Source organism: Streptomyces atratus, from assembly GCF_040655115.1.
Classification (GTDB): domain Bacteria; phylum Actinomycetota; class Actinomycetes; order Streptomycetales; family Streptomycetaceae; genus Streptomyces; species Streptomyces atratus_D.
In genome coordinates, this window is sequence record NZ_JBFAJH010000006.1 from 203,730 (window position 1) to 218,943 (window position 15,214).

The following is a 15,214-nucleotide window of genomic DNA, read 5'->3' on the forward strand; positions in this document are numbered from 1 at the left end:
GAGTCGGGCGTGGCTGGAATCGAGTATTCGCTCGATGGTGCGTCATACGGCGCCTATACGGCGCCGGTTGCGGTGAGCGGTGTGGGCCGGCACACGCTGACCTACCGGGCGACTGACAAGGCAGGTAACACCTCGCCGGTGAAATCGGTCGACTTCACCGTCGTGGCGGCTCCGCCCGAGGACAGGACGCCGCCGCAGGTGTCGGCCTCCGTCTCCGGCACGAAGGACGACTCCGGTGACTACGTCGGCAGTGCGACGGTGACGGTGACGGCTTCGGACACGGGGTCGGGTGTGGCCGGGATCGAGTACTCCCTCGACGGCGGCCCCTACCTGCAGTACTCCGCACCGGTGGTGATCGACAGAGCCGGGACACACACCTTGCTCTATCGGGCCACCGACAAGGCCGGCAACACGGCCACGCCGCAGTCGCTGTCCCTCACCATCGTCGACAGCACGCCGCCGACCGACTGTCCTGAAAGGGACGACCGCTCCACCGTGTTCCTCGGCTCGATCAACACTGGTGTCCCGAACCGCGTCACGACCAACGGCTGCACGGTCAACGAGCTGATCGAGGATCACCGGGCCTGGAAGAACCACGGCGCGTTCGTGTCCCACGTCGGGGAGATCGTCACGACGCTGCGGAAGGAAGGGGTCCTCGACCAGCGGGAGGCTGCCCTGATCAAGAAGGCGGCCGGCCAGTCCGACGTCGGCATGCCGAACCACGGTCCCACCGGTCGCTGAGTCACGGCCGGGCACCGGTCGCTGAGTCACGGCCGGGCGGTGACGCCGCCTGAGCCGTGTGCCTCGGCCGGCTGCGGCAGCGGCCCGCCGAGCGAACCGGACAGCGCACCAGAACCGATGGGGTGGAGAGCTGGACGGCTCCACCCCATCGGGCCTGGCCGCCTCTGCAAGAGCCTGGGCGGCAACGAGACTGTGCTGCTTCGAGCCGACTTTTTCCATCTGCCGATGAAAGTCCTGTGACTCGGCGCACACGTTTCTTTTGCCGTCGACGGCACGGTGCTACGGTCCGGTGGAAGTCGCGCCCCCAAGCACCGGGCATGCGAGCGGCTCTGACCACGACGGGGGCGCCGTGAGGAGTACGACGGTTCGACCGGCCAATATGCATCAGGCCCGGCTGCTCCGCCTCCTGCGCGACCTCGGCCCGCAGTCCCGGGTCGCCCTGGGGGACCTGGTCGAGCTGTCGCGCTCCAAGCTCGCGTTCGAGATCGACCGGCTGCTGGAAACGGGTCTGGTCGTCCCGGACGGCCTCGCCGCCTCCCGCGGCGGCCGCCGCTCGCACAACGTCCGGGTCGCCCCGTCGCTGCGGTTCCTCGGCGTGGACATCGGCGCCACCTCCGTGGACGTCGCGGTCACCAACGCCGAGTTGGAGATCCTCGGCCACGTGGCCGAGCCGCTGGACGTGCGCGACGGCCCGGTCGCGGTCTTCGAGCGGGTGCTGGCGTTGGTCCGCAAACTGCGCGAGGCGACGTCGGCGGAACACTTCGACGGTGCCGGGATCGGCGTGCCGGGACCTGTCCGGTTCCCGGAGGGGGTCCCCGTCGCGCCGCCGATCATGCCCGGGTGGAACGGCTTCCCCGTCCGCGAGGCGATGAGCCAGGAGCTCGGTTGCCCCGTTCTCGTCGACAACGACGTGAACCTGATGGCACTGGGCGAGCAGCAGGCCGGCGTCGCCCGGTCCGTACGTGACTTCTTGTGCGTGAAGCTCGGGACCGGCATCGGCTGCGGCATCGTCGTCGGCGGCGAGGTCCACCGCGGTATCACCGGCAGTGCCGGCGACATCGGTCACATCCAGGTGGACCCGGACGGGCCGCGGTGCGCCTGCGGCAACACCGGTTGCCTGGAGGCCTACTTCGGAGGGAACGCCCTCGTACGTGACGCGACCGCGTTCGCCCAGTCCGGCCGCTCGACGGATCTGGCCGGACGGCTCGCATCGGCCGGGAGGCTGACCCCCGAGGACGTGTCGGCCGCCGCGAGCGCCGGGGACGCCGCGGCCCTGGATCTGATCCGCTGGGGAGGCAACCGTACCGGTCAGGTCATCGCCGGCCTGGTCAGCTTCTTCAACCCCGGCCTGGTGGTCATCGGAGGAGGGCTCACCGGACTGGGCCACAACCTCCTGGCGAGCATCCGCACCCAGGTCTACCGCCAGTCGCTGCCGTTGGCGACCGGCAACCTGCCGATCGTGCTCGGCGAACTCGGCCAGGTCGCCGGCGTCGTCGGCGCCGCCCGGCTGATCAGCAACAACATCTTCTCGCCGGCCTGACGCCTCGATACGCGGCCGGAACCCGTGCTGAGGCGGAACCCGCGCTGAGGCGGCCCCGTGCGGAGACAGACCCGCGACGTACCGCGCCTTGAAAGTGGGGCCGCCCGGAGCGCTACTGAATCCTGCGTTCCGCCCCGGCCCGTGCCCGCTCACGCAGGACGAACTTCTGGATCCTGCCGGTGGAGGTTTTGGACAGCTCCCCGAACACCACGTGCTCGGGGGCCTTGAAGCGGGCCGGCCGGACCCGTACGCCCTGCGCGCTGACCCCCACCGCCCTGGCGCGGCCCCGTCGGCAGGGCCACCACGGATCCGTTCGCCGAGGCGGCGGCGAAGGCCGAGAAGGAGCCGCGCACCCGTGCCCGGCCGCCGACCGGAGCCCCACCGTGATCGAGCGGGGGAGATTTCGGTCATGTCCTCCTGACACCGATCCACGCCGACAGCGCAGGGGTTCACAACTGCTGAGCAAGCACATCGTTGTGGCGAGCATGGACACGATGGGGTGAACGGCGCGACGAGCTGCGGGCATGCCCCGCGGGGTGTGCGTAACGTTCTCGGTGCGATCCGGGACGCCGGGTGTGGCGTCAGCAGTCGGGGCCCCCGTATCACCAGCGAGATGGTTCGGGGCCTCCCCGTCGCCTCCGGCCACACCCATATGGCCGGGTCGTAGGGATTCCGCCCGCCCGGGACGGACCGCATACGGGATATGCGTCGCCGACCGGGACGCGAAAGCGGAGGACCAGTGCGCCCAAGACCGTTCGGGGCGTGCCGGTGAGCCAGGACTCACTCCTGCTCACTGCCCAGGAACGGTATCGTCCCGCCCGTGACCGAATCCCGCACACAGGTGACGAGGAAGATCGTCCTGATGATGTCGGTGTCCCTCGACGGATTCATCGAGGGACCCGACCGCGACATCGGCTGGCACCTCGTCGACGACGAACTGCACCACCACTTCAACGAACAGCTCAGCACCATGGGCGGCTTCCTCACCGGACGCGTCACCCACGAGCTCATGGCGGACTTCTGGCCGACCGCCGACGCCGACCCCGCCAACGACGGACCCGTCGCGGACTACGCCCGAATCTGGCGGGACATGCCCAAAACCGTGTTCTCCCGGACCCTGAAAACCACCGACTGGAACACCACCGTCCTCCGCGAGGTCGACCCCGAACAGATCCGGGCACTCACCGCACAGCCCGGCGGCGACCTGGCCCTCGGCGGCGCCGGTCTCGCAGCGGCCTTCCGCCGGCACGACCTGATCGACGAATACCGGATCTACGTACACCCCGTACTCATCGGACGCGGCACACCCCTGTTCCAGGCATCCGACACCAGAACCGGCCTCCGCCTCGCCGGGACCCGCACCTTCGGCAACGGAGTCGTCCTCCTCCACCACCGGCGCACCGACCCCACCCAGCCGGAAACCACCCCAGGACACTGACCCCGCGGACCCGCCTCGTGGAACCGCTCCGTGCATCCACTCCCACGAACCCGCCCCACAGCGCCCGCCCCGCGCACACACCCCACCCGCACGCCCGCGCGCACACCCCGGCTCAGCCCTGCGAGAACCCACCTGTGCACCCCCCACCCCATGCGGCAGAGTGGATCCATGTCCGTACTGACGCGCGACGAAGCGCAGACCCGAGCCCAATTTCTCGACGTGGACCGGTACACGATCGACCTCGATCTGACCACGGGAGAAGACACCTTCGACTCCCGCACCGTCATCCAATTCACCGCACTCGCGGCCGGAGACACCTTCGTCGAACTCAAGCCCGCCACCCTGCGCTCCATCACCCTCGACGGACAGCCCCTCGACCCCGCCGACCTCACCGAGAACCGGTTCCCCCTCACCGCACTCACCCCCGGCGCACACGAACTCCGCATCGACGCCGCCATGCGCTACTCCCGCACCGGCGAAGGCATGCACCGCTTCACCGACCCCACCGACGGCGAGACCTACGTCTACACCCAGCTCTTCATGGAAGACGTCCAACGCGTCTTCGCCGCATTCGACCAGCCCGACCTCAAGTCCGTCTTCGCCCTCACCGTCACCGCGCCCGAAAACTGGACCGTCCTCGGCAACGGCATCGCCGAACACACCGGTAACGGCCAGTGGACCATCGCCCCCACCCCCCTGATCTCCACCTACCTCGTCGCCGTCGCCGCCGGCCCCTGGCACTCCGTCACCACGCAGCACGCCGGCCTGCCCTTCGGCATCCACTGCCGCCGCTCCCTCGCCCCCCACCTCGACGCCGACGCCGACGAAATCCTCGACATCACCCGCGCCTGCTTCGACCGCTTCCACGAAAAATTCGACGAGCCCTACCCCTTCGACTCCTACGACCAGGCATTCGTCCCCGAATTCAACGCCGGCGCCATGGAGAACCCCGGACTCGTCACCTTCCGCGACGAATTCATCTACCGCTCCGCCGTCACCGACACCGAACGCCAGACCCGCGGCATGGTCATCGCCCACGAAATGGCCCACATGTGGTTCGGCGACCTCGTCACCCTCGCCTGGTGGGACGACATCTGGCTCAACGAGTCATTCGCCGAATACATGGGCTACCAGACCCTCGCCGAAGCCACCCGCTTCACCGACACCTGGGTCGACTTCGGCGTCGCCCGCAAGGGCTGGGGATACGACGCCGACCAGCGCCCCACCACCCACCCCGTCGCCCCCGACCCCGCAGCCGTCCCCGACACCGCATCCGCGATGCTCAACTTCGACGGCATCTCCTACGCCAAGGGCGCATCCGCCCTCCGCCAGCTCGTCACCTGGCTCGGCGAAAAAGACTTCCTCGCAGGCATCAACACCCACTTCGCCCGCCACAAATTCGGCAACGCCACCCTCGCCGACTTCATCGACAACCTCGCATCGGCCACCGACCGCGACGTCCACGCCTGGGCCGACCAATGGCTCCGCACCACCGGAGTCGACACCCTCACCCCCCACGTCGAAGAAACCGGCAACAGCTGGTCCCTCACCGTCGACCACCACGGCACCCGCCCCCACCGCATCGCCGTCGGCGCCTACGACCACACCCTCGACACCCAGCCAGGCCCCGACCAGCTCGTCCTCCGCGACCGCTTCGAACTCGACATCCCCCAGGACGGCACCCCCAGCACCCACCCCGGCCGCCGCCCCGCCCTCCTCGTCCTCAACGACAGCGACCTCACCTACGCCAAGATCCGCCCCGACGCCCCCTCCTGGAACACCGTCGTCAGCAGCCTCTCCGGCATCCCCGACGCACTCACCCGCGCCGTCATCTGGAACACCGCCCGCGACATGGTCCGCGACGGCGAACTCGACCCCACCACCTACCTCGAAACCGCCCGCGCCCACCTCCCGTACGAAACCGACCTCGCCCTCCTCCAAGGCGTCCTCGCCTTCGCCGGCACCCAGATCACCGCACGCTACGTCACCCCCGAAAACCGCCCCGCAGCCCTCGCCACCGTCACCGCCCTCTGCCGCGACCTCATCCGCCGCACAGAAGACGGCACCAACCCCGGCCTCCGCCTCACCGCCGTACGCCACCTCATCGACGCCGCCACCCAACCCGACACCATCCAGACCTGGCTCACCGACGGCACCGTCCCCGGTGGACCCGAACTCGACCCCGAACTCCGCTGGCGCATCCTCACCCGCCTCGCCACCCTCGGCGCCACCGACGAAGCCACCATCGCCACCGAACTCGACAACGACCCCAGCGCCACCGGACAGGAAGGCGCCGCCCGCTGCCGCGCCGCCCTCCCCACCCCCGAAGCCAAAGCCGCCGCCTGGGACGCCCTGTTCAACGACGACACCCTCTCCAACTACCTCTTCACCGCCACCGCACAAGGCTTCTGGCAAGCCGAACAAACCGACCTCACCAGCGACTACGTCCCCCGCTACTACCCCGACGCCACCCAACTCGCCACCCGCCGGGGCCCCGCCATCGCCGAAGCCGCAGGACGCCACGCCTTCCCCAACTACGCCATCACCGCCGACAACCTCCACCTCGGCGAACAAGCACTGAGCGGCAACACCCTCACCCCCGCCCTGCGCCGCAGGCTCGCCGACCAGATCGACGACCTCCGCCGCGCCCTCGCCATACGCAACGCCCACTGACCCCACAACCCCGCACCACACCCACAACCACACACCACACCACCCGTGCCCGGCCCACCCTCACCACGGAGGGGAAGCCGGGCACACCCATACCACCACCGCCCACCACCACCACCCCCACAGCCACCATCCGTCCCCCTTTCGAGTTCAGATCACCCAGTCACCGGCCGCGCCACCAGAAACCCGGACAAGCTGACACGTCCACCCACGCGCGCCCGAAGGACCCCACCACCATGCCCACCCCACCCCTCGCCGGAGGCACCACCGGCCCCGCCGCCCTACGCCCCCTCCTGGACACCGTCCTCACCGCACTCCACGACGGAGCCCAACAACGCCACGGCCCCCTCCCCGCCGGCGGACCCCAAACCGTCACCGACCACATACACCACGCCACCCACCCCCTCATCCCCGACCACGGCACCGGCCCCCACCACGCCCTGCGCACCCTCATCACCGCACTCACCCAAGGCGCCGCAGACCCCGCACACCCCCACTGCACCGCCCACCTCCACACCCCACCCCTCGCCCTCGCCGCAGCCGCCGACCTCGCCGCCTCCGCCCTCAACCCCTCCATGGACTCCTGGGACCAAGCACCCGCAGCCTCAACCCTCGAAACCGACACCACCAACGCACTCGCCGCCGAGATCTACCCCCACCAACCCCACCCCGACGCCCTCATCACCACCGGCGGCACCGAAGCCAACCAACTCGCCCTCCTCCTCGCCCGTGAACGCCACGGCCCCGTACAGACCCTCACCGGCGCCAACGCCCACCACAGCATCACCCGCGCCGCCTGGCTCCTCGGCCTCCCCGAACCCCACACCATCCCCGCCCCCACCGGAGTCATCGACCTCACCGCACTCGAAGAAGCCCTCACCCGGCTCCACAGCCCCCACCGTGCCCTCTTCGTCACCGCCACCGCAGGCACCACCGACACCGGCCAGATCGACCCCCTCGACGACATCGCCGACCTCTGCACCACCCACGGCGCCGAACTCCACATCGACGCCGCCTACGGCGGACCACTCCTCTTCAGCCCCACCCACCGCACCAAAATCCACGGCCTCGACCGCGCCCACAGCGTCACCCTCGACCTCCACAAACTCGGCTGGCAACCCGCATCAGCCGGCATCCTCGCCGTCCCCGACCACCACCACCTCCACCCGCTCCACCACCACGCCCCCTACCTCAACGCCCACGACGACACCGAAGCCGGCCTCCCCGACCTCCTCGGCCGCTCACTGCGCACCACCCGCCGACCCGACGCACTCAAAATCGCCGTCACCCTCCAAGCCCTTGGCCGCACCGGACTCGCCGACCTCATCGACCACACCATCAACACCGCCCACCAACTCGCCGACCTCATCACCCACAACCCCACCCTCGACCTCTACCAACCACCCACCATCACCACCGTCCTCTTCCGCCCCACCGACGCAACCGACCACACCGTCGCCACCATCCGCCGCACCCTCCTCACCACCGGCCAAGCCGTCCTCGGCCGCGCCCACGCCGACAACCGCCTCTGGCTCAAAGCCACCCTCCTCAACCCCCACACCACCCGCCACGACCTCCAAACCCTCCTCGACCTCATCACCCACCTCACCCACACAGTCCAGAAAGGCAACCCACCCCGATGACCGACCGACCCACCCCCGACCCCGGCCAGCCACACGACCTCGTCGGCATCGGCATCGGCCCCTTCAACCTCTCCCTCGCCGCCCTCGCCCACGGCATCCACCCCCTCGCCGCGACCTTCTACGAACAACGCCCCGCCTTCCACTGGCACCCCGGACTCCTCATCGACGGCTCCAGCCTCCAAGTCCCCTTCCTCGCCGACCTCGTCACCCTCGCCGACCCCACAAGCCCCTGGAGCTTCCTCAACTACCTACGCAGCCGCGACCGCCTCTTCCCCTTCTACTTCGCCGAGCGCTTCCACATCCAACGCGCCGAATACGACGCGTACTGCCGCTGGGTCACCGACCAACTCCCCGGACTCCACTTCAGCCACCAAGTCGACGCCATCCGCTGGAACCCCGAACGCACCCTCTACGAAGTCGACTTCACCCAACTCGACACCGACGGCGAAGCCGAAGCCCTCGGCCGCGCCTACACCCGCCACATCGCCCTCGGCATCGGCACCGAACCCTTCATCCCCGAACCCCTCAAACCCCTCGCCGAAGCCGAATCCGTCCCCGTCATCCACTCCGCCGACTACCTCCACCACCGCGAACAACTCCTCCAAGCCGAACACATCACCGTCATCGGCTCCGGCCAATCAGGCGCCGAAATCTTCCTCGACCTCCTCCGCGCCCGCCCCGCCGGACACGAAAAACTCCACTGGCTCGCCCGCACCGGCGCCTTCGCCCCCATGGAGTACTCAAAACTCGGCCTCGAACACTTCACCCCCGACTACAGCCGCTACTTCCACGCACTCCCCGAATCCGTACGCGACGAACTCATCCCCCACCAATGGCAACTCCACAAAGGCATCGACGCCGACACCATCGCCGCCATCCACGACGAGCTCTACCGCCGCACCCTCCACGGCGGCTGGCCCGACACCACCCTCACCCCCGGCGTCCACGTACGCACCGCAGGCCGCCTCGCCGGCACCCGCGTCGAACTCCACCTCGAACACACCCAACAGAACACCCGCACCCACCTCACCACCGACGCCGTCATCCTCGCCACGGGCTACCGCGAACGCCCCCTCGACCGCCTCCTCACCGGCCTCACCCCCCACATCCGCCGCGACACCGCCGGACGACCCCGCATCGACGACCAATTCCGCCTCGAACTCGACCCCACCGTCACCGGCAACATCTACGTACAGAACGCCGAACGCCACACCCACGGCGTCGGAGCCCCCGACCTCGGACTCGCCGCCTGGCGCAGCGCCACCATCCTCAACAACCTCACCCGAACCAACGCCTACCCCCTCCCACAACGCACCGCCTTCACCACCTTCGGCCTCACCCCCCAGAACACCCCCCACATCCCCCACCAGCACCCCGCCCTCATCCCGCTCGCCCGAGGCAACTGACACCCCACAGACAAAAAAGCGGCCGCCCCCTCAAAGAGGAGACGGCCGCCACACCCACCCAACCGCTGGTGCCGTGAGGGGCACTAGAACACCGGCACACCATCCCGCGTCAGCCGCCAGTCCACCGAAGCGAACTGCGCACCATCCACCGAACCCTTCGCCTGCACCCAGCCAATGATCGTGTTCCGGATCTCCTCCGAATTCGCCCACAGCTGCTTCGCACCCGGCACATGCGGGAAGTTACCCCCACCGCTCGCCCGATAATTGTTCACCGCCAGCACGAACTCCGCCGCCGGATCGATCGCCCTGCCCTCGAACGACAGATTCACAATCCGCGAACCATTCGGCTTCGCAATATCGATCTCATACGTCAGGCCCGACACCGCGTCATAGTTGTAGTCCGGCGTGTTGCCCGCATTCGTCAACTTCGCCGTATCCACCGGAACGCCCGCCGCCGTCTGCACGTAATACCGCGCCGAGAACTCCAGATAATCCTTGATCTGCGCACCCGTCAGCAACCGCGCCTCAAGCGTGTTCTCGAACGGATACAACCCCGCCGCATCCTTGATCGTCACATTCCCCGCCGGGATCTGCGCCGTACGAGAGAAACACGACGCCTGCGACAGCACGGGCAACGCCGCATACGCGCCACCCGCCAGAGCCGCCTTCACCGTCTCCGCCTGAACCACATTGATCAGATCAATGATCGGCTCGTCCTTCCAGGCCGCCTCCGCCGTCGTCATCGCCGCCGTCGACGTACCGATCACCTGATTGACGTACGCCACAACCTTCTTGTGCTCATCCGCCAGCAACCCCGTGATCTTCGGATCCTCCGCCACCGTGTTCGAGTTCAACACCTGCGAACCCGCACTCTCCACCACCCAGCGGCCCTCCTCCCACGCCAGATCGAAGTCGAACAGCGTCAACCGCTGCCCCCACTTCAACGGCTCGGAGAGCACCACCTTCTTGCCCGTCCCCTTGTTCTCCACGAAGTACTCGGGGATCTCCAGGTGAGCATGACCGACCAGAATCGCATCGATACCCGGCACCTGCTCCGCCACCAGAGCCGCCGCGTTCTCCACATACGGAACCTGATCACCGTACGACGACGTCCCACTGGTCCCCGAGTGCGCCGACACGATCACCACATCCGCCCCCATGGACCGAAGCCGCGGCACGAACTTCGCCGCCTGCTCCACCAACCCCGGGAACACCATCTTGCCGCTGACATTCGCCTTGTCCCAGATCGCGATCCCCGGGTTCGTCAGACCCAGAATCGCCACCTTCACATCCGGACCGTGCGGCGTACGCAACCGCTTGATCACATACGGAGCGAACGCCGGCGTCAACGTCTTCGCATCCAGCGCGTTCGCACCCAGCAGCGGAAAATCACACTGCTCCTCGAACTTCCGCAGCACCGGGATGCCGTAATTGAACTCATGGTTGCCCAGCGCCGCCGCGTCGTACCCGATCGCGTTCATCGCCTGCGCCATCGGATGCACCGGACCACGCTTCGCCGTGATCGGATCGACCTTCGCGTAGTAGTACGACAGCTGCGTGCCCTGGATCGTGTCACCCGCATCGATCATCAGGGTGTTCTGACGGCCCTTCTCCGCACGGACCTGCTCCACGAGCGTCGAGATCTTCGCCAGACCCACATCGTTGTGCGCCTTGTCGTCGAACTCCTTGTCCGTGAAATAGTCCCAATTGAAGACATTCCCATGCAGATCGGTCGTGCCCATCACCGTGAACGCATACCGCTTCGGCAGACCCCCAAGACCACGACCCTGGGCCTCGGCAGGCACAGTCACACCCCCAGCCATCGCCACACCGGCCCCGGCCGCAGCCGATGCGCCCAGGAACGTCCTACGGTTCAGCGACATCTCGTCTCCCACAAATCAGATCGTGCAGTACACAACGCGCGTAGATAATGACCCACCAGCCACGCCGTGCAACACCCCTTGCAGGTTTCTATCTGATGACCACATGGGTCACACCCCGATACGACAGTGGACCCATGACCCACACACCAGCCCCCTAGGCACCTGACTTCACCGCACTCGGCGAACTCACCACCCGCATCGCCGACCTCGGCACGACCCACATCAACGGCCCCCGACGGGCGCTGCGCCCCCACTCACCCGCCCATGCCGAGGCCCGCCGCCAAGCCGTACGAGAAGCCCTCCAACGCGCCCGCGAATACGCCGACGCCCTCGGTACCCACCTCACCGCCCTCCTCGAACTCACCGACCTCGGCGCCGCACCACCCCCCCTCCCACCCATGCCCGCCGCACCCGGCAGCTTCCGCGGCCGCGCCGCATACGGCGGAGCGGAACCCGAAACAGCCCCCGCCCTCGACTCGAACCCCAACGGCAGACCGTCTACGCCCAGGTGAACGCCCGCTTCACCATGGCACCCCCAAAACTCTGAAAAGAATGCTCATCAGAGCGCCCCGCTGCACAATTCAACACTTGTCAATAACCCTTCACCCAAAGGTTGTTGAGACGACGCGCAGAGCCAAATCGCTACCCGTAGGTAAGGTCTAGGCTCCAACCATGCGCCGAGCAAAAATCGTCTGCACCCTGGGCCCAGCCACCGACTCATACGAGCAGATCAAGGCACTCGTCGAAGCCGGAATGGACATCGCCCGCCTCAACCTCAGCCACGGCTCCTACGTCGAACACGAACAGCGCTACCGCCACGTACGCAAAGCCTCCGACGAAACCGGACGCAGCGTCGGCATCCTCGCCGACCTTCAAGGCCCGAAGATCCGTCTCGGCCGCTTCCGCGAAGGCCCCGTACTCCTTGAACGCGGCGACACCTTCACCATCACCGTCGAACCCACCGAAGGAGACCGCAACACCTGCGGCACCACCTACGACGGCCTCCACACCGACGTCACCACCGGCGAACGCATCCTCGTCGACGACGGCCGCGTCACCCTCGAAGTCACCCACGTCGACGGCCCCCGCGTCCACACCACCGTCATCGAAGGAGGCATGGTCTCCGACAACAAAGGCCTCAACCTCCCCGGCGTCGCCGTCTCCGTCCCCGCACTCTCCGACAAGGACATCGAAGACCTCCGTTGGGCCCTCCGCACCGGCGCCGACATCATCGCCCTCTCCTTCGTACGCAGCGGACGCGACATCGATGACGTCCACCGCATCATGGACGAGGAAGGCCGCCGCCTCCCCGTCATCGCCAAGGTGGAAAAACCCCAGGCCGTGGAGAACATCGACGGCATCGTCGCCGCCTTCGACGGCATCATGGTCGCCCGCGGCGACCTCGGCGTCGAAATGCCCCTCGAACAAGTCCCCATCGTGCAGAAGCGCGCCATCAAACTCGCCAAGCGCAACGCCAAACCGGTCATCGTCGCCACCCAGATGCTCGACTCGATGATCGACAACTCCCGCCCCACCCGGGCCGAAGCGTCCGACGTCGCCAACGCCGTCATCGACGGCACCGACGCGGTGATGCTCTCCGGCGAGACGAGCGTCGGCAAGTACCCCATCGAGACGGTGTGCACGATGTCCCGCATCGTCGAAGCCGCCGAGGAAGACATCCTCGCCAAGGGCCTGCCCCCGCTCACCGACCGCAACAAGCCCCGCACCCAGGGCGGCGCGGTCGCCCGGGCAGCCGCCGAGATGGGCGACTTCCTCGGCGCGAAGTTCCTCGTCGCCTTCACCCAGAGCGGCGACACCGTCAAGCGCCTCTCGCGCTACCGCTCACCGATCCCGCTGCTGGCCTTCACCCCGGACCAGGCCACCCGCTCCCAGCTGAACCTCACGTGGGGCGTCGAGACGTTCCTCGGCCCGCACGTCGACTCCACGGACGCGATGGTCGCCCAGGTCGACGAGGAGCTCCTCCGGATCGGCCGCTGCGAGAAGGGCGACATCGTGGTCATCACGGCCGGCTCCCCGCCCGGCGTCGCGGGATCGACGAACCTGGTACGCGTGCACCACATCGGCGAGGACGACAGCCCCCAGTAGATCGGTCGTCAGTACTTCGGCCCGACGTGAGCGTCCATGAGAGCGACGGACGCCCGTCGGGCGACGGAGATGTTGTATTTCCTGCCCGCGCGCGTGCAGTGCTTCCACTCGACGCCCAGCTTGTCGAGGGTGTCGGTGTAGAGCTGCCTGATGTCGTCCGAGACGTTGGTGAACCAGTACCTCGGGTACTCGTACCGCTTCCGCTCGCCGCCTACGAGACGGGTTGTCCAGTTCATGTTCCGGCATCCGTCCGAGTGGATGAGGCCGCGGATGAGTTCCCAGGGGTACGCGTCCACGATCTTCTGCTGCCAGTCGTCGAGGATGATCGGACGGTCGTGCTTCTTTCCGGGGCCGTGCTGGGGGAACATGCAAGTCCAGTGCCTCGTATAGGATTTGACCTCGACGCAGCCCTTCTTCTGGCGTTGTCCGGTCCGGGGCATGGGCATCACCTTGCGCATTGCCGATTCGGCCTCATCGAGCAGACCGGGCCAGGCGTCTGCGCAGAAGATCGACAAGTGGTTTTGCTTGGGCTTCGAGATGATGTGCCCGTCGCCGAGGTACAGCCCCAGTAGGTATGCGTAGGCGGCGTGGTCGAAGGCCCGGCCCGTACATATCGGGCAGTCCGTGGGCTGCTCGTATTTTTCCCCGCGCTTCTTGCGATCTTCGTGACGCCACCAGCCGACCGTCCCGCGGGGCACGTTCAGCTGCTCTGCAACCGCTCTATTGGTTGCTCCACGCCGCAACAGGACGAGAGCTTCTTCACGTTTTGAAGGGTTGTGCTGTGCCATGGGGCGGAGTTTCGTCCATGCTTCGCTTGCGCGTGCTCGGATCGAAGGTTCGTTCACCATCAAGGGTGAAGATCGCCAACGGCTACTCCGCCTTGGAATCGAAGGAGAAGTGCCCCGAGTCGGATTCGAACCGACGCTGGATGGGTTTTGAATCCATGGCCTCTACCGCTGGGCTACCGGGGCCCCTTCGAAACGAAGGACCTCGAAGAACCTCCGTGCCTCAAACATACCGTAACTAGGTAGGCTCTTGGCAGCAGTACCCCTGTCTTGAACGAGGAGCCCCGTGACCACGCCCGAGTCGCCCCAGCCCGTCGCCGACGACGACAAGTCGCACGTCCCGCCGCTGACGACCCGCGTCGTCATCGCCGAGGACGAGGCTCTCATCCGCCTCGACCTCAAAGAGATGCTCGAGGAAGAGGGCTACGCGGTCGTCGGCGAGGCCGGTGACGGCGAGAAGGCGGTCGAGCTCGCCCGGGAGCACCGGCCCGACCTGGTCATCCTCGATGTGAAGATGCCGATCCTCGACGGCATCTCCGCCGCCGAGCGCATCTCCGAGGAGTCCATCGCACCCGTCCTGATGCTCACGGCGTTCTCGCAGCGCGACTTGGTCGAGCGGGCCCGGGACGCCGGGGCGATGGCGTACCTCGTGAAGCCGTTCAGCAAGAGCGACGTGGTGCCGGCCATCGAGATGGCCGTGTCCCGGTTCGCGGAGCTGAAGGCGCTGGAGAGCGAGGTCGCGGACCTCGCGCAGCGGCTGGAGACGCGGAAGCTGGTGGACCGGGCGAAGAGCATTCTGCAGACGGATTACGGGCTGTCGGAGCCGGCGGCGTTCCGGTGGATCCAGAAGACGTCGATGGATCGTCGGCTGTCGATGCAGCAGCTCGCCGAGGCGTTGATCGAGGATGCCGAGGAGAAGAAGAGGGCGGCGAAGGACGGCGAGTAGCCGTCTGCGTACGTACTGATGAGGCCCGCACCCCGGATCGATCGGGGTGCGGGCCT

Annotated in this window: 11 protein-coding genes, 1 tRNA gene and 1 pseudogene; 9 read left to right on the top strand and 4 right to left on the bottom strand. The window is 67.5% G+C overall.

Features of this window, described 5'->3' with window-relative positions; all coding sequences use genetic code 11:
- Window positions 1-741: OmpL47-type beta-barrel domain-containing protein (locus AB0I23_RS10525; protein WP_436846910.1), on the top strand; the 741-nt coding region annotated here is incomplete at its 5' end.
- A gap of 379 nt (window positions 742-1,120) precedes the next feature.
- Window positions 1,121-2,281 (top strand): ROK family protein, encoded by a 1,161-nt coding sequence (locus AB0I23_RS10530; protein ID WP_359108737.1) that lies wholly within the window; start codon window positions 1,121-1,123, stop codon window positions 2,279-2,281.
- 112 nt (window positions 2,282-2,393) lie between these two features.
- Here AB0I23_RS10530 and AB0I23_RS10535 read toward each other — a convergent pair whose 3' ends face one another.
- A complete protein-coding gene (locus AB0I23_RS10535; RefSeq protein WP_359108739.1) occupies window positions 2,394-2,552 on the bottom strand; it encodes a hypothetical protein in 159 nt (52 codons plus the stop codon).
- Window positions 2,553-3,101: 549 nt separating this feature from the next.
- Here AB0I23_RS10535 and AB0I23_RS10540 point away from each other — a divergent pair.
- The 4 genes from AB0I23_RS10540 (at window position 3,102) to AB0I23_RS10555 (ending at window position 9,438) form a co-directional block, all read left to right on the top strand.
- Window positions 3,102-3,719, top strand: a complete 618-nt coding sequence (locus AB0I23_RS10540; protein ID WP_359108741.1) for a dihydrofolate reductase family protein — start codon at window positions 3,102-3,104, stop codon at window positions 3,717-3,719.
- 168 nt (window positions 3,720-3,887) lie between these two features.
- Complete coding sequence (gene pepN / locus AB0I23_RS10545) at window positions 3,888-6,392, top strand: aminopeptidase N (RefSeq protein ID WP_359108743.1); 2,505 nt, start codon at window positions 3,888-3,890, stop codon at window positions 6,390-6,392.
- 233 nt (window positions 6,393-6,625) lie between these two features.
- On the top strand, window positions 6,626-8,032 hold the full coding sequence (locus tag AB0I23_RS10550) for a pyridoxal phosphate-dependent decarboxylase family protein (protein ID WP_359108745.1): 1,407 nt from the start codon (window positions 6,626-6,628) through the stop codon (window positions 8,030-8,032).
- Window positions 8,029-9,438: a lysine N(6)-hydroxylase/L-ornithine N(5)-oxygenase family protein gene (locus AB0I23_RS10555; RefSeq protein ID WP_359108747.1), complete on the top strand. Its 1,410-nt coding sequence runs from the start codon at window positions 8,029-8,031 to the stop codon at window positions 9,436-9,438. Before AB0I23_RS10550 ends, AB0I23_RS10555 begins: the two co-directional genes overlap by 4 nt.
- An 83-nt stretch (window positions 9,439-9,521) precedes the next feature.
- Here the strand turns inward: AB0I23_RS10555 and AB0I23_RS10560 are convergent, their stop codons facing one another.
- On the bottom strand, window positions 9,522-11,321 hold the full coding sequence (locus tag AB0I23_RS10560) for a bifunctional metallophosphatase/5'-nucleotidase (protein ID WP_359108836.1): 1,800 nt from the start codon (window positions 11,319-11,321) through the stop codon (window positions 9,522-9,524).
- Window positions 11,322-11,485: 164 nt separating this feature from the next.
- Between AB0I23_RS10560 and AB0I23_RS10565 the strand changes: the two are divergent.
- Window positions 11,486-11,868, top strand: a pseudogene (locus AB0I23_RS10565) (SIMPL domain-containing protein); the annotation flags it as partial.
- A gap of 125 nt (window positions 11,869-11,993) precedes the next feature.
- Window positions 11,994-13,427: a pyruvate kinase gene (pyk, locus tag AB0I23_RS10570; RefSeq protein ID WP_359108748.1), complete on the top strand. Its 1,434-nt coding sequence runs from the start codon at window positions 11,994-11,996 to the stop codon at window positions 13,425-13,427.
- 8 nt (window positions 13,428-13,435) lie between these two features.
- On the opposite strand, the gene AB0I23_RS10575 is transcribed toward pyk, so the two are convergent.
- Complete coding sequence (locus AB0I23_RS10575) at window positions 13,436-14,215, bottom strand: helix-turn-helix domain-containing protein (protein ID WP_359108750.1); 780 nt, start codon at window positions 14,213-14,215, stop codon at window positions 13,436-13,438.
- Window positions 14,216-14,325: 110 nt separating this feature from the next.
- Window positions 14,326-14,398 (bottom strand) — tRNA-Leu (locus AB0I23_RS10580).
- Between the two features lie 100 nt (window positions 14,399-14,498).
- Here AB0I23_RS10580 and AB0I23_RS10585 point away from each other — a divergent pair.
- Window positions 14,499-15,158 carry an ANTAR domain-containing response regulator gene (locus AB0I23_RS10585; protein WP_359108752.1) on the top strand — a complete coding sequence of 220 codons (660 nt, stop codon included), beginning with the start codon at window positions 14,499-14,501 and terminating at the stop codon, window positions 15,156-15,158.
- Window positions 15,159-15,214: the final 56 nt, after the last annotated feature.